This window comes from Paenibacillus chondroitinus NBRC 15376 (assembly GCF_004000765.1).
GTDB classification, from domain to species: domain Bacteria; phylum Bacillota; class Bacilli; order Paenibacillales; family NBRC-103111; genus Paenibacillus_E; species Paenibacillus_E chondroitinus.
The window spans coordinates 175,115-195,090 of sequence record NZ_BILW01000007.1 but is presented as its reverse complement, the minus strand read 5'-3'; the positions used below and the strand labels follow the sequence as shown (position 1 = coordinate 195,090).

The 19,976-nt window shown below is 43.0% G+C and carries 18 protein-coding genes and 1 pseudogene; 12 read left to right on the top strand and 7 right to left on the bottom strand.

The features are described 5' to 3' along the window. Positions 1–56: 56 nt before the first annotated feature. A pseudogene (locus PCH02S_RS37155) lies at positions 57–203 on the top strand (ISL3 family transposase); the annotation flags it as partial. 485 nt (positions 204–688) lie between these two features. Here the strand turns inward: PCH02S_RS37155 and PCH02S_RS11715 are convergent. Then, positions 689–1,132, bottom strand: coding sequence for an ASCH domain-containing protein (locus PCH02S_RS11715; protein WP_127453127.1), 444 nt, complete (start codon positions 1,130–1,132; stop codon positions 689–691). A gap of 782 nt (positions 1,133–1,914) precedes the next feature. Between PCH02S_RS11715 and PCH02S_RS11710 the strand changes: the two genes are divergently transcribed. Next, positions 1,915–2,475, top strand: a complete 561-nt coding sequence (locus tag PCH02S_RS11710) for a CBO0543 family protein (protein ID WP_127453125.1) — start codon at positions 1,915–1,917, stop codon at positions 2,473–2,475. Between the two features lie 597 nt (positions 2,476–3,072). Beyond that, positions 3,073–3,858 (top strand): SDR family NAD(P)-dependent oxidoreductase, encoded by a 786-nt coding sequence (locus tag PCH02S_RS11705; RefSeq protein WP_127453123.1) that lies wholly within the window; start codon positions 3,073–3,075, stop codon positions 3,856–3,858. A gap of 363 nt (positions 3,859–4,221) precedes the next feature. Here the strand turns inward: PCH02S_RS11705 and PCH02S_RS11700 are convergent, their stop codons facing one another. Next, a complete protein-coding gene (locus tag PCH02S_RS11700; RefSeq protein ID WP_276562940.1) occupies positions 4,222–5,073 on the bottom strand; it encodes an aldo/keto reductase in 852 nt (283 codons plus the stop codon). A 383-nt stretch (positions 5,074–5,456) separates the two neighbouring features. Between PCH02S_RS11700 and PCH02S_RS11695 the strand changes: the two genes are divergently transcribed. Continuing rightward, positions 5,457–6,596, top strand: coding sequence for a zinc-dependent alcohol dehydrogenase (locus tag PCH02S_RS11695; protein WP_127453119.1), 1,140 nt, complete (start codon positions 5,457–5,459; stop codon positions 6,594–6,596). A gap of 125 nt (positions 6,597–6,721) precedes the next feature. Here PCH02S_RS11695 and PCH02S_RS11690 read toward each other — a convergent pair whose 3' ends face one another. Further along, positions 6,722–7,168 (bottom strand): GlcG/HbpS family heme-binding protein, encoded by a 447-nt coding sequence (locus tag PCH02S_RS11690; protein ID WP_127453231.1) that lies wholly within the window; start codon positions 7,166–7,168, stop codon positions 6,722–6,724. Between the two features lie 238 nt (positions 7,169–7,406). Here PCH02S_RS11690 and PCH02S_RS11685 point away from each other — a divergent pair, with 238 nt between their 5' ends. Beyond that, positions 7,407–8,387: an SDR family oxidoreductase gene (locus tag PCH02S_RS11685; RefSeq protein WP_127453117.1), complete on the top strand. Its 981-nt coding sequence runs from the start codon at positions 7,407–7,409 to the stop codon at positions 8,385–8,387. 416 nt (positions 8,388–8,803) lie between these two features. Here PCH02S_RS11685 and PCH02S_RS11680 read toward each other — a convergent pair whose 3' ends face one another. Further along, on the bottom strand, positions 8,804–9,505 hold the full coding sequence (locus tag PCH02S_RS11680) for a cytochrome c biogenesis CcdA family protein (protein ID WP_127453115.1): 702 nt from the start codon (positions 9,503–9,505) through the stop codon (positions 8,804–8,806). 26 nt (positions 9,506–9,531) lie between these two features. Then, entirely contained in the window at positions 9,532–9,786 is a 255-nt protein-coding gene (locus tag PCH02S_RS11675; protein ID WP_164819530.1) for a thioredoxin family protein, read from the bottom strand. 191 nt (positions 9,787–9,977) lie between these two features. On the opposite strand from PCH02S_RS11675, the gene PCH02S_RS11670 reads away from it, so the two are divergent. Together PCH02S_RS11670 and PCH02S_RS11665 are read left to right on the top strand one after the other, a co-directional pair. After that, a complete protein-coding gene (locus PCH02S_RS11670; RefSeq protein WP_127453111.1) occupies positions 9,978–10,691 on the top strand; it encodes a response regulator transcription factor in 714 nt (237 codons plus the stop codon). Further along, positions 10,688–11,722, top strand: coding sequence for a sensor histidine kinase (locus PCH02S_RS11665; protein ID WP_127453109.1), 1,035 nt, complete (start codon positions 10,688–10,690; stop codon positions 11,720–11,722). Before PCH02S_RS11670 ends, PCH02S_RS11665 begins: the two co-directional genes overlap by 4 nt. A gap of 423 nt (positions 11,723–12,145) precedes the next feature. Here the strand turns inward: PCH02S_RS11665 and PCH02S_RS11660 are convergent, their stop codons facing one another. Further along, on the bottom strand, positions 12,146–13,042 hold the full coding sequence (locus tag PCH02S_RS11660; RefSeq protein WP_127453107.1) for a LysR family transcriptional regulator: 897 nt from the start codon (positions 13,040–13,042) through the stop codon (positions 12,146–12,148). Between the two features lie 173 nt (positions 13,043–13,215). Here PCH02S_RS11660 and PCH02S_RS11655 point away from each other — a divergent pair, with 173 nt between their 5' ends. Then, complete coding sequence (locus PCH02S_RS11655) at positions 13,216–14,253, top strand: YeiH family protein (RefSeq protein WP_246069040.1); 1,038 nt, start codon at positions 13,216–13,218, stop codon at positions 14,251–14,253. A gap of 47 nt (positions 14,254–14,300) precedes the next feature. On the opposite strand, the gene PCH02S_RS11650 is transcribed toward PCH02S_RS11655, so the two are convergent. Then, a complete protein-coding gene (locus PCH02S_RS11650) occupies positions 14,301–15,461 on the bottom strand; it encodes an epoxide hydrolase family protein (protein ID WP_127453105.1) in 1,161 nt (386 codons plus the stop codon). A gap of 110 nt (positions 15,462–15,571) precedes the next feature. On the opposite strand from PCH02S_RS11650, the gene PCH02S_RS11645 reads away from it, so the two are divergent. The 4 genes from PCH02S_RS11645 to PCH02S_RS11630 all read left to right on the top strand — a co-directional run bounded on the left by PCH02S_RS11645 (position 15,572) and on the right by PCH02S_RS11630 (position 19,942). Next, positions 15,572–16,426: a helix-turn-helix domain-containing protein gene (locus PCH02S_RS11645; protein ID WP_127453103.1), complete on the top strand. Its 855-nt coding sequence runs from the start codon at positions 15,572–15,574 to the stop codon at positions 16,424–16,426. Positions 16,427–16,776: 350 nt separating this feature from the next. Then, a complete protein-coding gene (locus PCH02S_RS11640) occupies positions 16,777–17,916 on the top strand; it encodes an MGDG synthase family glycosyltransferase (RefSeq protein WP_164819529.1) in 1,140 nt (379 codons plus the stop codon). Between the two features lie 30 nt (positions 17,917–17,946). Beyond that, positions 17,947–19,302 carry a polysaccharide deacetylase family protein gene (locus tag PCH02S_RS11635; RefSeq protein WP_164819528.1) on the top strand — a complete coding sequence of 452 codons (1,356 nt, stop codon included), beginning with the start codon at positions 17,947–17,949 and terminating at the stop codon, positions 19,300–19,302. Next, complete coding sequence (locus PCH02S_RS11630; RefSeq protein ID WP_164819527.1) at positions 19,283–19,942, top strand: TVP38/TMEM64 family protein; 660 nt, start codon at positions 19,283–19,285, stop codon at positions 19,940–19,942. The genes PCH02S_RS11635 and PCH02S_RS11630 overlap by 20 nt, the downstream gene beginning before the upstream one ends. The last annotated feature ends 34 nt before the right edge of the window (positions 19,943–19,976 follow it).

Genomic DNA, 19,976 nt, shown 5'->3' with positions numbered 1-19,976 from the left:
CGATGTCCTACTCCCAAGAGGTGTCCGATCCGGAGCCGTATAAGCCGTACTTCTAGCGTCTGGATGACTATGTGCTTCGGGATTATAACTTTCCGATGTTCGATAAGATGCCCCCTGTCGGTGTGATACGTGAACGTAGCGAACAGCTTCTTGGTATCGACATTTCCACCTTGATTGAGAAATTGGAGAAGGGCGAATTATAAGCCCTTTTCCACTATAAAATCCGAATACCCTAATTAACTAAAGTCGAAGTAATAATCAGGGGGTGTACCAAGCAGTCATTTAAGGACTTTTGGCACACCCTCCATTTTTATGAAAAATATTGCCCTTCTTCGAGATCGGCAATCAATCCGAGCTGTTTCGATTTCCAGCCTAGAAGCTCCCGTGTTGCCAGACTCGCTTGCGCAGTGTTGTACAAGCTTGTGATATCGAATGCCGCAATGGGCAGCAGCTTCTTCAGATGTTATGCTGACAGCCGGCCAGCGGTTCGTTCCGTCGCCGATTGCTGCAATATCGGGCGCTAATCATGGACGATCCTAAAAAAGCTCAAGAGATGCTAAAGACTTGGCATGCCGGCTCATCCGATTGATTGACAATTATTATTGTGCTAACTGTGCATTACTTGGCGGGTGTATTTGAAGAAGACTCAACTGGTAAAGAACCTCCATTAATTGATTGTTTACATAGGTCATATCATCAACTCTTCGCCTATCGAATATTCCCATAGTCCCAGTTTTCCCTTCACTGGAATATAGGGCTTCAGTAGACGGAAACCCGCTATTTCCCACGCAAAATAACCTGGACTGTAATCACCTAACAGGAAGTCATCCCCCGTCACGACCTTCCCGCAATCCAGAATGGCTGACGTATGATTAGCGTCGATGACTTGATAACAATTAGTAAGTTCGCAAGTTGCAAGGATAACCCCCGTAGGGAGGTTTTGTTCTGTATAGCCATTCTTGGCAAGTAAAGAACGGATGGGTTCATATTTGCAGTCCTGCTTATGGACTTTCTGGCTTGCATGAATGGCCAACGGTCCGCGATACCGGGTCTTCCAGGATCTTGTTTCATAGAGAGTCTCGCCTTGGACAAGCAGAGTCGCCCACGGTTGAATCATGGATAATACTTTCATTCCTCACGCTCCATTACTGTTCATAATGAAGTACTATTCCCCAAACATTCTCAGACTTTCCATACCCGCATTAAAAAGACGCAATCCCTCCCATCAAAAAGACTGACAAAAAGGAGCGGCTAACTAAAATGTAGGGAACTTTGTGTCATTATGTGACTTGAACTATTTCTTTACCACAATTTGAATCAATTTAATGCCTAAAATCATTTGATTTTAGGTTATTTTAGTGCCAAGAAGTTCAATTATGAAGCATATTTTGTTGTAAGTTCTGAATTTGCACCATTTCCTTGCCGCCAGTACTATGTTTTGTGTCCCGTTAAAATAGGCTTTTGGATGGCCGAGGGACGGGCAATAAGACGTTAGATGAGATGAAAGACTAGCAAATCTATTTAAATACATTAAGAACAGAAAGACGTCGAGGATTGTATGCCTCTTTACCGGGCACCTGGTAAAGAGGCATACAATCCTCGATGTATGTTACAAACTTGGTTTGCCGCCACGGCTTTGATGCTATCTGCCACTTTGACAAAAAGAGTAAGTCCAGAGAACGACTAGCCGGCGATTGCCGTCGTTCGCCCTCCAAAGCACGATCGTCGAGCATTTTTCCCCTCAACATATCCAAAAATTCCTTCCTATTCAACGTCATACCATTGAAAGTATTTGAAGCTCAAAAACTGAGAAAACGAGAGTATTTAAGAGTAAAGCGTTTATCCACAGAGGGAGTTGATTAAATCAAGAAATGGTAATAATAATATGTAATATCATACCTAAAGGTGAAATTAATGAAATCGCTAATTGATGAAGAAGAAATTAATGAGTCCAAACAATTTTTTGACAGAATCCATCAAGTTGAATTGGACTATGTAAAGTATTGGACAGAAAACACATTATGGCATTGGGAATTTTGGGTATCTTGGTATTTAACAATATTGCCTTGGGTTGTTTGGTTTTTACTCCGTAAACGGGGAAGTGAAGCAAGACTTCTACTGGCAGGAAGCTTTGGGTTAATTATCGCTTCCTGGTTAGACTTTTTAGGGTTAGTGTTTGGGTCATGGCATTATTCAGGTAGAGCTTTACCAACAATTCCAACTTTTTTGCCTTGGGATTTTTCATTAATTCCAGTTACCATTATGCTTTGGTTACAATATAAACCAACATTAAATCCTTTTATAAAAGCGATAATCTATTCAGCTATGACTTCATTTATAGGTGAACCTTTATTTGAGTGGATAGGATTTTACACACCTGTAAGGTGGAGTATCTTCTACTCATTTCCAATATATTTTTTTATTTATTTAATATCGTATAAAATAAGTAAAGCTAAAACATTTGATACTTTATAGCTTAATTCTAACGCGGAACGATAGCATAATAACAAGCGAGCAACTAGCCAACGCGGCAGATCCTCCCTTGTTTCGTTACAGGTGCAGGCCTCAATGTGACTGAAGCAAGCTCGGGTAAATTGGAAGGGGCAATTGAAGCTCAGTAAACGATGCAGTCCTCGCCTGCGTCACTTTCTCTATTGAATTGGCGTATTCGCAGGAGACAATGAAAGCACAGAGTATCGGAATACGTTATGCAAAAAGGATCCGACCTGTTCCGTTAGAAAGACCGACCTCCACCCCTTGGATAGATGTGACGAAGGAATGTCAGGGCTATTGACCCGCCCTGACATGGGAGTGAACCCCTTACGAAATACGCGGCATTCGTTGTAGGTCAATGGGCAACTGAACTGAACCAACACCAGAGACGATGAGCCAGCGATAACGTAAACGACATCTCTGGGCACTGGTCCGAGGCCAACATCAAGCAAGCGATAAGCATGGAGTTGGCCATTAAGCAAACCGAGGGATGGGCAGTTTAACGGAATAGGAGATTTCGCCACATAATTGTTTATAATCAAGTGGAGAGCACTCTAACAATTTGAATGAGGTGAAAGAATGGTAAAAGCATTAGAAAATGTACATGTTGTCATTACCGGTGCTTCCGACGGTTTAGGTTATGCCATGGCAGAAGCCCTTCTTAATAAAGGGGCAAAAGTAGCAGTAGCTTCCCGTCCAGGGTCAAAATTAACTGAAGCCGTAAAAAAGCTTAAAGAAAAGGGATATACTACTACTGTTTTTGAGCTTCCACTGGATGTAAGATCAGAGAGATCGGTAGAAGATGCGGTGAAATGGGTAAAAACCGAATGGGGTAAAATTGATGTCCTTGTAAACAATGCCGGCATCGGGATGCGAACGGTTAACCCGCGTTTTCTTGCTGAGCCGCAGCCCTTTTACAAGGTGACGCCGATAGGTTTCCGCGATCTTATCGAAACCAATCTCACCGGTTATTTTCTGGTAGCGCGAGGATTTACCCCACTCATGATCGAACAAGGAAAAGGACGAATCATCAACATTACCATGAATCATGAGACCATGAGAAGAAAGGGTTTTGTTCCGTACGGTCCGTCGCGCGCCGCAACAGAGTCGCTGTCGGCGATCATGGCGGAGGATCTGAAGGAATCTGGAATTTCGGTCAATATGTTGCTTCCGGGCGGAGCAACGGCGACGGGCATGATTCCGGATGATCTGCGCAGGGAGATCGAGGCGAAATTCAGGCTGATACAGCCGGAGGTTATGGCGAAGCCTATTGTCTTTTTGGCTTCAGCGGAAGCGGAGGGCATCACGGGGGAACGCATTGTGGCCACCGAATTTGAAAGTTGGTTAAAGGAAAAAAGTAAATAATAGGAGAGGCGAATACTTTCTATATAATTTGGCTCAATTTTTGTGTGATTCTACAGTTGGCAATTGGTGTCGCCTTCTTTGGTATTCCCAAATTGAAAATGAATTAATGTCCTAACGCAGAACGTTAGCTCAATAAACCACAAGAAGCTGCCGCAGCGAATCGGCAGCTTCTTTACGTTAACGGGCAGCATTGACCTGGTTGTTTCATAAAGGGTTGATGATGAGCGATATCATATCACGGATTAATTATTTTCCGCACGGAAAGATACAAGCTGATTAAGTATTTCGATATCCACGGAAGTTTCGTTACAAATAAGCCATCCTAGGTAAAGAGTACAGATCCTTTGTACGCGTTTGTTTATTTTATATAATATCCAAAGGCATTTTTCTTGTTGGTTTTGGAAATACCTCGTCAAGTCTGTTCAGATCTTCTATGGTCAATGGAATACTAGCAGCTTGAGCATTGGCTAAAACATGTTCTTCCTTAACAGCTTTTGGGATAGCAATTACGTTGTTCGAACGAATGGTCCACGCAAGAGCAATTTGTAATGGCTGCACATTGTATTTTTCTGAAATCTCAATGATGGTTGGATCGCTTAGTAATTGTCTTCTTAAGCTCCCTCCCTGGGCTAGGGGACTATAGGCCATAATTGGCATGTTATGTTCATGATGCCATGGTAGGAGATCATAATCAATTCCTCTAGAACCCAGATGATATAACACTTGATTTGTCATACATTTTTTTCCGTTCGCGGTATCCCACAACTCTATCATATCATCCTTATCAAAATTAGAAACTCCCCATCTTACAATTTTACCATCCTTGCGCAGTCTTTCCATTCCTTCAATTGTTTCTGCCAAAGGAACACGACCTCTCCAGTGTAAAAGATACAAATCAAGATGATCTGTTCCCAGTCGTTTTAGACTATTTTCACATGCTCTCTCAATCAAATCTAACCCGGAATGATGAGGATATACTTTCGATACTAAAAAAACTCTATCTCTACGCCCCTTGATTACCTCACCAACCAAACGTTCGGAATCCCCATTTCCGTACATTTCAGCGGTATCGATTAGCTTCATGCCTAGTTCTATTCCCAGTTGCAAAGCTTTAATTTCTTTGTTTTTCGATTGAGGATTTTCACCCATGTACCATGTTCCTTGACCAATGCTTGGAAGAATGGTTCCATCAGATAAAGTTACTACATGTTTCATTTTCATTATTCCTTTCATATCTCACCTTGTTTTTCTTGAACTGCAATTCTTTAATCATTACCATTTATTGAAGAGTTGGATTGTTATTTTCAAAAAAATGTGGCTATACATTGTTGTAGTATAGCCACAAAAATAACATTATAATGCTCACTTACACCAACAATGGAAGGGTCTATATTTCGGTATTCATGAGTTTCAAATTGCCCGCTCTTGATGCTTGTCAGGGTTCAAACGTGAATCGTTCCTTCTTCCGTCTCTTTCTTATTCTAGGCGCTCCGCGGCCGTTGAGAAATACTGTACATCGAATGTATGATCCTCACTCTCCTATTCCATAATAGAAGAATGCATGCAAATTCAAGGCATGCCATAACAGGAGGGTGATTATGAAGGCTGTAACTTTCAATGGCATGAAGGACATGCAAGTGAAGCAGGTCCCTGATCCGACGATTCAGAAAAAAGACGGGATTATCGTCAGGATCACCTCGACCGCCATATGCGGTTCCGATCTCCATATCTACCAAGGGGCGATTCAAGCCCAAACCGGTTACGTGGTCGGACATGAACCGATGGGCATCGTCGAAGATGTGGGCCCTGAGGTGACAAAGGTCAAAAAAGGGGACAGGGTCGTGCTCCCGTTCAATATCTCATGCGGAAGCTGTCATTACTGCCAACATGAAATGGAGAGCCAATGCGATAACTCCAACCCCAATCCCCAAGTCGATACTGGAGGTTACTTTGGATTTACCGAACGTTACGGGAATTATTCGGGCGGACAAGCCGAATTGCTTTACGTGCCGTACGGCAATTTTATGCCGTTGGTTATTCCGGAGTCATGCGAATTGGAGGATGAGAAGCTCCTGTTCCTATCCGACGTGCTGCCGACGGCCTATTGGAGCGTGGACAACGGCGGCGTGAAGCAGGGGGATACGGTGGTTGTGCTCGGCTGCGGCCCCGTCGGCTTGATGGCGCAAAAATTCGCCTGGATGAAAGGGGCCAAACGGGTCATCGCGATCGACAATCTCCCGTACCGGCTGAACCATGCCAAAAAAATGAATAACGTCGAAATTTTCAACTTTGAAGATTTCACAGACATGGGGTTGCATATAAAAGAAATAACAAGCGGGGGTGCGGATGTCGTCATCGATTGCGTCGGAATGGACGGCAAGAAGACGCCATTGGAGGAGGAAGAGCAGAAGGCCAAGCTGGTTGGCGGTACGCTAAGCCCGATCAACATCGCGATGAATGCGGTGCGGAAATTCGGCACGATTCAGATTACGGGGGTATACGGTTCTAAATACAACCAGTTCATGTTCGGAAACATTTGGGAACGAAACGTGAAGCTGACCATGGGACAGGCACCCGTCATTCATTATATGCCGATGCTGTATCAAAAAATTATGGCAGGCGAGTTCGATCCGACGGAGATCATCACGCATAAAGTGCCGCTCGATCAGGCGCATAACGCGTACAACACCTTCTACAACCATGCAGACGAATGCATTAAATTCGTCCTGAAGCCTTAAATAATGGCATGAAAAGATGGGCTGTGCCACGGGGGATTGTACCCTGAGGGACAGCCCCATGTGTTTAGCCGATTTTTGTTAATATTGGGGGACCTAGTTTCGTTATAGGGCTAAAACCGCTAGGTTTATAGCAAGCTCCCGGAAGACCCGATCCGCGCCTTCGGATAGGTTTCGAAAACCCGCACTGCCGCTGTCGCAACCTCAATGTCGTTTGCGACAGTACTGCCGCTTGCGCCGACCGCCCCGACGATTCTCCCTTCGAATGACAACGGAATCCCTCCTCCGAACACGACCAGGCGTCCGTGGTTAGTCGTATTGATCCCGTACAGCTCCCCGCTCGGGACCACCAACGGAGCAAGGCTTGCCGTGGGCATTTTTAGTGCGACCGCCGTCCATGCCTTATTATGGGCGATGTCGACACTGGCCAGCCAGGCATGGTCCATCCGATGAGAAGCAACGAAATTCCCGCCATCGTCTACGATGGCGATCACTTCCGCGATTCCGAGCTCCCTTGCCCTGAGTTCCGCTGCGTGAATCAACACTTTGGCGACTTCTAGAGTGATTTTTAACATCTGCGTTCTCTCCCTCTCGACTGACTCGATACATGATATGAAACACACGCTTTAGGTATGCATTCTATCCCGTCAGGGTTGTAACAATAAGTTGATTCGTTAAAGGGGTAGTATGTTGAGTAAAGCTCCTTGTTTTAAAGTTGAAAGTCCCCAGCTTTTTTCACATTTTTTTTTACTTTATTTGTAGTTAACAGCATAAGCATTCTATAGAAGAAAATCATTTCTATAGGAGGTTTCAATGGATCAAAAGGATCAAAGTCGTCAATTAGACCAAATAAAGCAAATGCAAGAAATGTTTAAAGCGAACATGAAAACTCAACCTTATCCCATGTACCCTAACTATGGAAAAATCACACGTTACGAAGAAATTCCGATAAGTTTACCTGAACAGCGCCAGCTGCGCCATCCTGGAGTAGAAAAGCTTATGGTACCCCTTCCAATTATCGAAAACCCGAACTATAAAGGGAGTGGAAAGTTAACAGGAAAAGTAGCACTTATTACAGGGGGTGACAGTGGTATTGGTGCAGCAGTAGCAATTGCGTTTGCTAAAGAAGGCGCAGATGTTGCTATTTCATACTTAGATGAACATGAGGATGCAGATAGAACAAAAACGAGGATTGAACAACTCGGACAACGTTGTATTCTAATGCCTGGTGACTTGCGAGACAAACAACAGTGTATCTCCATTGTAGAACAAACTGTAAATACGTTTGGACATCTCGATATTCTTTGTAACCACGTTGGTATCCAATTCCAACAACTAAGTCTGCTTGACATTACAGATGAGCAATTCGATGACACCTTCAAAGTTAATATATACTCACATTTTTACACAACAAGAGCAGCGCTTCCTCATTTAAAACCAGGCAGCTCAATCATTGGAACTTCTTCAGTGGTGACGTATGTAGGTGAGCAGCAAATGATTGATTACACGGCCACAAAAGGCGCAATAGTTGGTTGGACACGTGCCTTGGCTAAAAATGTCGTGAAAAAAGGGATCCGAGTCAATGCCGTCGCTCCCGGCCGAATTTGGACCCCACTTATTTCAGCAAGTTTCTCGTCAGACCAAGTCGCTGTATATGGAGCATTTAATCCAATGGAACGAGTTGCCCATCCATTTGAACTCGCACCAACCTTTGTTTATCTTGCTTCTGATGATTCTCGTTTCGTTACTGGTCAAGTTCTTCATGTTGATGGGGGAGAATCCACAAATTCCTAATGGAAGGGGGTTACCATTTTGAGATATGAATTTAATCCAGAAGTAAAACTATTGCTAGTAAACCATTCAAATGAAAAAGTAAAGATGGTCTATTTGGAGGATTCCTGGCCAATGTCGAAAATAGCACTTAGACCACCATACTATTGCTACCCAAGTTACAAGCTAAATTACCCAATAATCTAAATGGATATAGTTAGAGCAGAATAACGTCCCTAGTGGGCGTTTTTTTTCATTTGCGCTAATTCATGATTTAAGGACATCGTCATTCTCCTTTAAAATTAGGGTTATCCGTCATAATGTGATTATGCGAGAATGGTGTGGGCTTCTCGTGAGCGAAGAGTGGCCCAAAACACAATGTTTTATTCTTCCACTCGCACTGAGAATTCCTGCAAAATCGGGTACTGCCATCGTGTTAACTAATGATCCGTTTTTATAAACCCAATAACCAGAAAAATAATGCCAATCGCGATGGAGAGGTAGCCGGCAACTTTTCTAACAAGGCCGCCCCATCTTGCTAATTTGCTTAGAATGGAAATGGAAAAGACTGCGACGGCCACGAGTATCACACCTTTGCCTAACGAATAGGTCGTCATGAGCAACGCTCCGTGCAGTGGACTTCCCTGAAGTGCGATATAACTAATCAATGCAAAAAAGATAGGAATCGCGCAGGGCGAAATAACAAGTCCATAAGGAATTCCTAGCTTGAAAGCGGCAAAGTTGCTTTGCCCGAGTTCTGGCCGGCTGAGCGACTTTTGGAAAGTAGGCATTGCGAATGAAATGACGCCAATCAACTGCAGCCCAGCCAAAATGTCAAAGACGGGTGGAACCCAGGTTAGTAAATTATATTTCTCAACAAAGGGCAGGAACTGTTGGCCGAGCAGCGCGATAATCAAACCAGTCAACACCGAAGTGACAACCATACCCAAGATAAAGTTGAGAGCGATCCGAATGGCTTTTCTTTTATCGCCAGCAGCTCCTTTCTGTACATAATTCGCAAACATAGCAAGCACGGGTAAATAACATGCTAATACGGCGCTCACGATTCCGACGATGAACACAAGAATGTAGGTAGAGGCGGAAATTCCGCCTGCAATCGTAAAATGATATAAATCTTCCATTTGTTTCTCCTTCTAATCTAGTGGATTTATTGATTAAACAATTCATACACACGTTCACGAAGCTTGGGTAGTGAGGGCAAAATGGCAAATTCCACTTTCCCATTGATAAGAATCGCTCCGGCGCTGAAAATATTCAGTTCCTGAAGACGTTCAAACTGATCGACCACATGTAACTCCTGAAACTCGATTTGCGGAAATTCCGTCGATACTTGCTTAACTACCTTTATTGCTTTTTGACAAATAGAACAACCCGGTCCAGTTGTTACAACTTCGATTAACAAAAGAACTCCTCCTTCTTTCCATTCTGATAAACATCCTCCATGCAAAAGGAAGATTTGCTTTTATTATAATGGTCGAACTGTTAAATCCTTGTTAAGTCAGTGAAGCTCCGAAAGATTGAATGATTTTCCTCGTTTCATCAAAAAATGTGTGATATTCTAATGTCATTGTCATGGAAGGAAGGAGTGGTTATATGCGAATCCTCATTGTCGAAGATGAGGAGGACCTTTCACGCGCATTAGCCAAGGGTTTAAGGAGAGAAGGTTATGCAGTGGACATCGCTGTTGACGGTATAACAGGGTGGGAGCTCGCGGATACCAATGATTATGATGTGATTCTCCTCGATATCAATCTTCCGGAGCTGGATGGCATTTCACTTTGTCAACGAATTCGCCACTCCTCGCACAACAACGATGTATTTATTCTCATGCTGACAGCGCGCAGCCATCCGGACGAAGTGGAAGAAGGGCTCGATTCGGGTGCGGATGACTACCTCCGTAAACCCTTTGTGTTTAATGAATTGCTTGCCCGCATCCGGGCGCTCCTTCGCCGGAGCTCGTCGGTGAAAAGCAATGTCCTGCAATTCGATCAGCTCACCCTTGATTCGAAGACAAGAGAAGTCTGGTTCGAGAATGCTCTAATTTCATTGACGAAAAAAGAATTCGGATTGCTCGAATATCTGATGCTGCATCCCGGCGAGGTCATTTCGTCAGAACGGCTTCTCGAACATGTTTGGGATATCCATGCGGACCCCCTTTCCTCAACAGTCCGAGTTCACATCAATTCTTTGCGCAGAAAGCTCTCGCATCAGGAGCCAGAGGCAGGAGAACGTTGTATTCAGACCGTTCAAGGTTATGGGTATAAGTGGACTCTGAGCACAACTGCAAAGAAAGAGGAAACGAAATGAGACCATGGAACCGGCTTTCGCTGCGTGCAAGAGTGACGCTGTTTTCTATTCTTTTTTTGGCGATATTGATTACTTTATATGTGGCTATAGAGTCTTTTTTCTCTGTTTTTAGAATTGTATCCGAGTTGCAGGGGCGAATCATAAGCTTGGTTGTCGTTCTAACAGGCATGATTCTCAGTTCGCACTGGCTCGCTGTGATTATCCTGAAGCCTGTGAAACGGATGAGCGAAACAGCCGCTGGAATAACGGCAACAACCCTGCACAAACGTCTCGAAATTGACCAACTACATGACGAATTGAAGAAGCTCGGGGTCGTATTTAATACGATGATGGATGGGCTGGAACACTCTTTTAAACAACAGGCCCGTTTCGTTTCCGCGGCCGCGCATGAATTAAGAACGCCGCTTTCCATCCTGCGCACGAATCTTGAAGTGGCCGGAGACGGCGATGGCATTGATCCAAGCGATTGGAGAGATTACAGGGCGACAACGGAGCGAACGCTTTCACGACTAGAGTCATTAACGGAGGATTTGCTGCTGCTGGCTGACGGCACGTACGACCAGACGCATAGTGAGCACAAGGTTGTAGAGCTGGCCAGCATTCTCGCAGATGCAAAATCATTTATGGAACCGATGGCGGTCAAATATGGGGTAACACTTCATCTGATGGAGCCCTGCGATGCTTTGGTTAAAGGGGAAGAAGGCTTCTTATTTCTGGTCTTTCGAAATCTGTTGGACAACGCCATCCGGTATAATCGGCCAAACGGCAATGTTACGCTGGAGGTATCCCAGGAAGATGAACGGGTTGTGGTTAGGGTTTCGGACACGGGGAAGGGAATATCCCCTCCATCAAGGGAGTTGGTTTTCGAGAGGTTTTACCGACTTGAATCGTCACGGGCACGTAGTCATGGCGGGGCTGGTCTAGGTCTGTCGATTGTTCGCCATTTGCTTGCAATCTTCCAGGGGACCGTTGAACTGGAGTCGAGTTCCGAATTTGGAAGCGTGTTTAAGGTCACTTTGATACAGGGGTAAGAAGCTGGAATTCATTTTAATTGATTAAACATTAGTTCTCTATGTATACGATTGTATAGTTGAATCTCACTTTATGATATTGGTAATTACAGGAATTAATACTTTAACTCTCAGAATTTTTGAGGGTGCCTTTTTAGCATATAAGAATTTATAAGTTTTGGTTTTTGGGCCACCCAAGTTTCGCTTGAGCGGTTTTTCCCTGGCTAGCGAGGGGAACTACAGGGGGCTATTTCATCGAATTAGGCTCTATTTCGCGTGGAGGGGACCTGTGGGCCGCTATTTGTCCGTTTCCTTAAGGAAAACGGGATGAGGTGGTCAAATAAGGTCCTGTGGTTCCGCTTGAACGTGGAAACGGGCTGGAATTTGATAGAATAGTGGCCTGTAGTTCCTCAACGGTGTATCGTTGACAAACGTTGTCTCACATCAAGAACGCACAAAAGGCGTTTGCTCCAACAGCTTTTGTATGAACATTTGAACAGCCATGGAGGAAGCATGATCTTTATTTTGAATAAACCAGAAATCACGTTCTGTTAGCTTGGGGTTGAGAGGGATAGCTGTAATCTCTCCAGCTTCCAACTCTTTGCGAACAATCCAGCGTGACAGAATGGAGATTCCCAAGCCGGCGGCAACGGCTTCTTTAACTCCTTGGCTGCTGGTAAAAACATACGACCGTTTAACGCGCAAGTCGTTCGTATGGATGAACTTATCGCTATAAGACCGAGTACCGGAGCCGTGTTCCCTGAGAACCCAGGTGCAATCATGGAGCATATCCGGTTTCACGGTCTTTTTGGCGCATAATGGATGATCCGGAGATGCTAGGAGTAGCATTTCATCTTTCATATAAGTTGTAATTTGAATCCCGTTCTGTGAAACCTCGCCCTCAACTAAACCTAGATCAAGTTTGTTGGCTTTCAGAGCTAAGGCAATCTCCTCTGTATTTGCAATTGTCAAAGACAAATCCACTTCTGGGAACTGATTGGCAAAATCCGCAAGCAGCCGCGGCAAAATATATTCACCAATTGTAAAACTAGCCCCAATTTGAATAGATCCAGTTACTTTTTGATGGAGTAAATGGATGTCTTGTTTTCCTTGTTCGTAAAGGGAAAGAATTTGCTTGGCCTGCCGATATAGAATCTCTCCTGCGTCTGTAAGAACAACATGTTTTGGCGATCGATGCATAAGTTTGGCATTGAATTCGTTCTCCAGGTTGCGAATTTGTAATGAGACGGCTGGCTGGGACAAGTTTAACAATTCTCCCGCTCTGGAGAAGTTATTTTGCTCTGCTACGGTAACAAACACACGAAGTGCATCCACAATCATTTCCATACCCCCTAATCTTATATTGTACAAATTCTTTGGAGGGGCTACAACTCAATCATAAGTTTTTCTCATGATAAGGATTGAACATTGATATTTCACTTATCATTCAAGTGGCTTTATAGTAAAGGAAGTAAAGGACAACAAAGTTTAACTTGAAGGAGAGGGTGAGGATCATGGATGTCTTATATGCCTTACCAATGAAGCAAAAGGGGCAAGAGTTCGTGCAAGGAATTAGCATAACTTTCGTTCTTGCAGTCGTTGCAAAGTATCTAGGGAGCTTACCGTTTCTCAGTATTATGGGCCAACTTGTGATAGCGATACTGCTTGGCATGCTTTACAGGGGAGTTATTGGGGTCCCGCAGCAAGCAATAAAAGGGATCTCTTTCTCAAGCAAAAGGCTTTTACGCTACGGCATTATCTTGTTGGGCATGAGATTGAACTTGGTCGATATCGTTCACGCTGGTACTAAAGTTTTGGCTATTGCAGTCATTAATATCGTTTTTACGATTTGTGTTGTTTATGGTATAGCAAAGTTGTTTAAGGTAGAAAACCGCTTAGGGATCTTGACAGCCTGTGGCACTGCTATTTGCGGGGCTGCTGCAGTTGTAGCGATATCTCCGCAAATTAAGGCGAATGATAATGAGACAGCTATTGGAGCCGCGACTGTTGCTATTCTGGGCACCATTTTCACACTACTCTACACGATTCTATATCCGATCCTAGGCTTAACAGCAAAAGGGTATGGTATTTTCTCTGGGGCAACCCTTCACGAAATTGCGCATGTCATCGCAGCGGCGGCTCCCGGAGGTAAAGATGCCGTTGATCTGGCTGTTATTGTGAAACTAACACGAGTTGCTCTGTTGGTACCAGTAGCCATCGTGCTTGGCGTCTGGACGAACCGCACCGAGCGTAAGAAAAATACGGTCGTCCAAAAAGCAAACTGGAGATCCATTCCGATTCCATGGTTTATTCTAGGATTCCTTGTTATGAGTGGAATAAACACATTAGGCATCGTGCCAACTGGTTTTACCAACCAAATCATCCTTCTTGCCTATTTCCTGATTGCGATGGCTATGGCTGGTCTTGGGCTTAATGTTGATTTGGCCACGTTCCGACGCTTGGGAATGAAGTCGTTTGCTGCAGGTTTTATAGGGTCGGTATTACTTTCAATTCTAGGCTATCTTCTTATTGATCTGTTTGGATTAAAGTAACTTGGATTACTGGTGATACCATTCTCCATACTTCTTTCGGGAGGATACTAAATATTCATCTTCACTCTAAAAGGCTTGTAAAATTTACGAATGTCCTGAGCCAGAAGCTCGGGTTCTTCCATAGCGGTAAAATGCCCGCCACGGGGCAGCGAAGCCCAGTGAGTTACATTTAGGTTGCGTATTGCCCATTCTTTGGGTGGCAGCAAAATATCTGCAGGGAACAATGCGATGCCTGTCGGTACCTCTATATAGCCCAATGGTGGTAAAGAATGTGAATTTTCATAATACATCTGTGCTGACGAACCGATCGTGTTCGTAACCCAATACAACATAATATGAGTGAGTAGTTCATCCTTAGTGAATTTCTGCTGAAGGTCACCATTGCAATCGCTCCATGCACGATATTTTTCAATGATCCAGCCAGCCAAACCTGCCGGTGAATCGGTTAGTCCATAAGCAAGGCTCTGTGGTCTTGTCGATTGAACGGACATATAGCCACCTTCCTGAGTAATCCATTCGGAGGCGTTTTTCTTGTATTGCAGTTCTTCTTCTGTAAAGTTCGCCTGATCAGATGAAGTCAAGAGGCTCCTTATAATGCCGATATCGGTTAAGTGGATGCCGTATAACAATTCAGGATGGTTTGATGCCAGATATCTTGTAACTCCTGACCCAATATCGCCACCTGCGGCAGCAAATTTGTGGTACCCTAATTCTTCTGTCATTAGCTTAGCCCACATCTCCGAGACGCGAAAATTGTTGACGCCAGAATGTTTAGGGTGACTAGAGAATCCAAACCCAGGTAATGAAGGGACAATCACGTCAAAAGAATCCTCAGGGTTACCGCCGTAGCTGGCAGGATCGGTAAGAAGAGGAATGATCTTTTGATAACGAAGGTAACTGTCGGGCCATCCGTGGGTAAGAATAATGGGCATTGGATTTGGTCCTTTACCACGTTCATGTACGAAGTGTACGTTTATGCCGTCGATATTGCAGCAAAACTGGGTCAAGCGGTTCAAATTGGATTCTTGCGCGCGCCAGTCATAATGTTCTTTCCAGTAAGAAATGAGCGACTTTAAATAACTTAATTCTGTGCCTCGTTCCCACCCCGCGTTTTCTATTTGATCTGGCCAACGAGTGTGATGCAGTCTGTATGTTAGATCGTCAAGAATCTCGTCAGAGACATGAATATGGAACCGTTCAATCGCCATTGTGGTTTTTCCCTCCTTTTGTTGGTACAATCGCTATTATATCTTTCACACTTGTCTGCTACACTGCCATTAATGAAGTATTTAACTATAATATTTGATAGGTGATTGCTATGCCGCAAATAGATCGACACAAAAACCGAACCGTGAATATTGAATTTGCCGCAGTGGAGGATTTCAGCAAACTTCCTAATCCTGAACGTTTTACTCTGATTCTTATTACGTCAGGAAATATGAGCGGGACATTAAATGAAAGGCCAATTTCCATTGCCGCTCCTGGTATTCTTTGCTTAGCTGAAACAGATAATATGAAAGTCATGGAGAAACAAAATATTGCTGCACAATCCTTTCATTTTCATCCCGAATTTCTGAACACCACAGTTCTTACTGATGAGCAGGGGTATTTTCCGACGGGGCCGCGAATACAAACAGGTCATTCACTTTTTCAAAGAGATGATCCATATACAACGGTACCCCGCATCACCGAGAAGGCGTATCCGCTTTTATTTGAATGGTTTTTTATACTGGGTATGGAAGTGCAGGCGCAAAGTGATTCACGTTGGGTGTGCAGAGTAAAAAGATACCTCATTCAAATATTGGGTTTGCTGGAGGATTTAAATCGAAATCGAGAACAATCACCTGTTGATTCCGTGTTAGAATATATAGAAATGAACTATTCCAGAAAGATTTCTCTGGAAGATCTGACGAATTGCGCTCATTTAAACCGTGTGACCTTGAATAAAATGTTTCAGGAAAGGTGCGGAAATACAGCAATGGGTTACTTGCTTTCACATCGTTTGAAAGTTGCATGTGAGCTTTTAACTCATACAGGTATGAAGCTTGATGAAATCGCACGCGCTACAGGATTTGAGTATGACACATACTTTATCAAGCAATTTACGGCTAAAAAAGGTATCTCACCTACAAAATATAGGAACACTACTCGTAAGTTCGCGACAGTCCAATAGAATTCATATATAGAAGCCGCCTAGCTGCGGTTTTTTGTTTTATAAAGACATGGATTTTTTCACATGAACAGAACCTAAAAGGCTGAGTGAAAAATTAAGGCATCGTTCATCGATTTATTTAGACTTCGTTTAAGTACGTTGGTAAGATAGAAATGAGGACTCATGTAAAGTTTTAATTTGATGTTTGAGTATTCACTCGGGTGGTTATTAGGAATAAATCCTGTTAAGAAAAACTTAAGAATTAGTTCACAATAACTTTAATAAACTTCATTATGATGGGACTAATCTTAGATGTATTTCACAAACCAATTATCAGGCAGTGTAGACGAACTCACTGGAGGAAATGCGAATTGACGACAAAATTACCTCGGATTCTAGTACTTACTGCGAGTTATGGCGCGGGGCACGAACTAGCCGCATTCGCGATTAAGGAGTATTGTCGCCGATATGGCCTTGCCCAAGTGCAAATCATTGATTTGATGAAAGAAGCTCATCCAGTACTGAATAAAATATCCACCTCTGTTTATATGAGCAGTTTTCATGCTGCGAGATTTGGTATCCATTATTATGGTTGGAGTTATTATTTGACTCAAAAAAACAATGCGTATAGTCCTGTTCTTGCTGGTTTGAATCGGTTAGGAACCAAACAATTGTTTAAGATTATTCAAAGAGAACAACCAGATGGTGTTATTAATACATTCCCTTATGGAGCTTCTCCCATTGTAAGCAAGCTTTTCGATATTCCAACGTTCACGATAATGACGGATTATGTCATTCACGCAAGATGGCTTCATCCTGCAATTGATAAATACTATGTGGCAAGTGAAGATTTGAAAGCTAATATGATCGAAAATGGCATCAATGAAAAGGGCGTAGAAGTAACGGGAATACCCATCCGAGATGCTTTTGAAAATAATAACTACCCGAATGAGAATAAAAACAATAAAATGATACTTATTATAGTTGGTGCATATAGTCAATTAGACCTTACCGCTAAAATGATAAAAAGTCTTGATGGTATAAGGGATTGTCCGATTACTGTGGTATGTGGCCGCAATGCTAAGCTGAATCAACACCTGACAAAGCAATTTCAAAATAATAGCAGAGTCACAATTCTGGGTTTCGTCGAGCGGATGGATGAACTCATGGCTTCAGCCACGTGTATCATTAGTAAAGCAGGAGGATTAACATTAGCTGAATCTCTTGCTCTAAAAGTTCCACTTTTTATCTATCGGCCATTCGCTGGTCAAGAAAAGGATAATGCCACTTATTTTTCTGAAAAAGGTATTGCATTTATCAGCTATTCAATGAGTGATCTCGTCAACCAAATTCGTCAATTTATAGATAATGATATTAGCGTTTCTCTAGTAAAAAGCAAAATGGAATTCTTACATCATAGAAAAGCGGCAGAACGGATCGTTACGGACGTTCTTAGTACGATTTTTGGACGCAGGAGAGAACAAGCGATATTGAATTCACCCATGATTTAAACAATCCTCTCTAGAAAGAATGTGATTGGCTTGCATACATTGTTATGGTGCATCTTTATCGTACTGCTTCTATATACAATTTTGCCTACGATTATCGTTCGTTTACTTTGTCTGTGGGTGTACAAAAAGAAAGTGAGCAAAGACGGCATAGCTTTAACCTTTGACGATGGTCCTGATCCGGAGTTTACGCCGCAATTGTTGGATCTTCTCTCCAAATATCAGATCAAAGCCGCGTTCTTCGTACTTGGGTCCAAAGCGGAGAAGTATCCAGATATCATTCTACGCATTCATCGTGAAGGCCATCTGATCGGCATTCACAATTATGTCCATTGGACAAATGCCCTTATGACCCCCAAAAGGGTTCGAAAGCAATTAAATGATTCTGTAGAAGCGATTGAGAAAATTATTGGGGTAAAGCCGATTTATTATCGTCCTCCTTGGGGAATTATTAATGTCTTTGACCTATTCTTGGTAAAGCAATATCGATTGGTTCTCTGGTCGTTAATGGTAAAAGATTGGAGAAGCAGGGGAGGCAAGAACCGGATAAGGTCAACCTTACTATCCAAACTACAAATGAATCATATTATCGTGCTTCATGATAGTGGGGAGACTTTTGGGGCGAATCGAGATGCACCTCACTATATGTTGAAAGCCCTTGAAGACTTCCTCGAAATATGCAAACAGCGAAACTTTCCTTTTCTACCCATAGATACCTATTTACAATTACTACAGTTTAAGAAGAAGCAGCCAAGTGGGCTTGTGAAGAAATGTCTCGTTTTCATCTGGTTAAAATGGGAACGCATGTTCAATTGGTTATTCAACATTCGACCAATTGATATGGATAATCAAATTTTCTATAGCCGCGTGTGCAAATATCACGGAAAAACGATCGATTTGGGAAGTGGGGAGGCGTTGACTTCCGGAGATCTGGTTGTTGAACTTCATTTTAATAATGAAAAGCTTCATCAATTGATTACGGAATCTAGCTCTATGTTCCAACTTGCTGTCAAAATGAAACATGATGTACAAAGCTTTCTGCCAACACTGGCCCAACGTATTCACAGCATGCCCGAAAAAGTCAAAGCGATTTACGGAATCACTATGATACACAGAGGTTCTAGACAATTAGGTTTTACCGTGACAGAATTACCAAAAGGTTTGTTTAGCAGATTTACACAGATTTATTTAAAGATATTATTGTATGTTCTTCATCCTAACGGAAGAGAACGATTAAAACTGAAAAGTGAACTATTGTCTCCAAGAATAGCGACTATTTCTACTGAGGAACTCTACAAAAAATACGCGGCTACTGTGCAACCTATGCCGATCTCAGAGCATGCGATTTCGCTCAGTCAGGAAGTTTTATATGAAGCAAACAGGACCTAACACGAAGCTTTTTAGCGTTATAAGTATACTTGTCATTGCAGGTATCTCAGGTTATTATTTGTATCTTGTTCATACAGGAGATGCAGATGGGCTCATTCATCATATTCGTAATCTTGGGTGGGTAGGCATTATGATTGGCATCCTTGTACAGTCTATTGTAAATATTCTCCCGGTACCTGGAGAGTTCATCTCTATTGCGCTCATGGAGATATATGGCGCCGTTTGGGGCGGGGTTTATTCGTGGATAGGCGGTGTACTGGGCGCGGTGGGTGCGCTGTATGTAACCAAATGGATTGCAAAACCTTTCTTCGGTAAATTAGCGCAGCCATTTCTACAAAAAGTAGAAGAGTTTACCGAAAGGCATGAAACGTTTGGTCTCTTACTCATTCGATTCGTCCCTTTGGTTCCGTATCATTTTGTGAATTATGCGTTGGGCTTTTTGAAAATCAACATTTGGTCGTTTATCTGGACTACTGGTTTGGGCATACTTCCCTTTACGATTGCAATGAGTGGTCTTTATGCGGGGGTTCGTCATGGTTCACTCTTATGGGGAGCTATTGGCATCGTCATATTTATAGGATTGCTGGGAGTAAGCTTGCTGATAAAAGGTAGGCGGAGACGAGTTTCTGACCGGGTGTGAATCTTTATCCCAACTCAGCATTGACAATATAGTT

Coding starts and splice junctions, on each gene's coding strand:
- PCH02S_RS11715 (WP_127453127.1), bottom strand. CDS start 1,132: ATGAAAGTATTATCCATGATTCAACCGTGGGCGACTCTGCTTGTCCAA.
- PCH02S_RS11710 (WP_127453125.1), top strand. CDS start 1,915: ATGAAATCGCTAATTGATGAAGAAGAAATTAATGAGTCCAAACAATTT.
- PCH02S_RS11705 (WP_127453123.1), top strand. CDS start 3,073: ATGGTAAAAGCATTAGAAAATGTACATGTTGTCATTACCGGTGCTTCC.
- PCH02S_RS11700 (WP_276562940.1), bottom strand. CDS start 5,073: ATGAAACATGTAGTAACTTTATCTGATGGAACCATTCTTCCAAGCATT.
- PCH02S_RS11695 (WP_127453119.1), top strand. CDS start 5,457: ATGAAGGCTGTAACTTTCAATGGCATGAAGGACATGCAAGTGAAGCAG.
- PCH02S_RS11690 (WP_127453231.1), bottom strand. CDS start 7,168: ATGTTAAAAATCACTCTAGAAGTCGCCAAAGTGTTGATTCACGCAGCG.
- PCH02S_RS11685 (WP_127453117.1), top strand. CDS start 7,407: ATGGATCAAAAGGATCAAAGTCGTCAATTAGACCAAATAAAGCAAATG.
- PCH02S_RS11680 (WP_127453115.1), bottom strand. CDS start 9,505: ATGGAAGATTTATATCATTTTACGATTGCAGGCGGAATTTCCGCCTCT.
- PCH02S_RS11670 (WP_127453111.1), top strand. CDS start 9,978: ATGCGAATCCTCATTGTCGAAGATGAGGAGGACCTTTCACGCGCATTA.
- PCH02S_RS11665 (WP_127453109.1), top strand. CDS start 10,688: ATGAGACCATGGAACCGGCTTTCGCTGCGTGCAAGAGTGACGCTGTTT.
- PCH02S_RS11660 (WP_127453107.1), bottom strand. CDS start 13,042: ATGATTGTGGATGCACTTCGTGTGTTTGTTACCGTAGCAGAGCAAAAT.
- PCH02S_RS11655 (WP_246069040.1), top strand. CDS start 13,216: ATGGATGTCTTATATGCCTTACCAATGAAGCAAAAGGGGCAAGAGTTC.
- PCH02S_RS11650 (WP_127453105.1), bottom strand. CDS start 15,461: ATGGCGATTGAACGGTTCCATATTCATGTCTCTGACGAGATTCTTGAC.
- PCH02S_RS11645 (WP_127453103.1), top strand. CDS start 15,572: ATGCCGCAAATAGATCGACACAAAAACCGAACCGTGAATATTGAATTT.
- PCH02S_RS11630 (WP_164819527.1), top strand. CDS start 19,283: ATGAAGCAAACAGGACCTAACACGAAGCTTTTTAGCGTTATAAGTATA.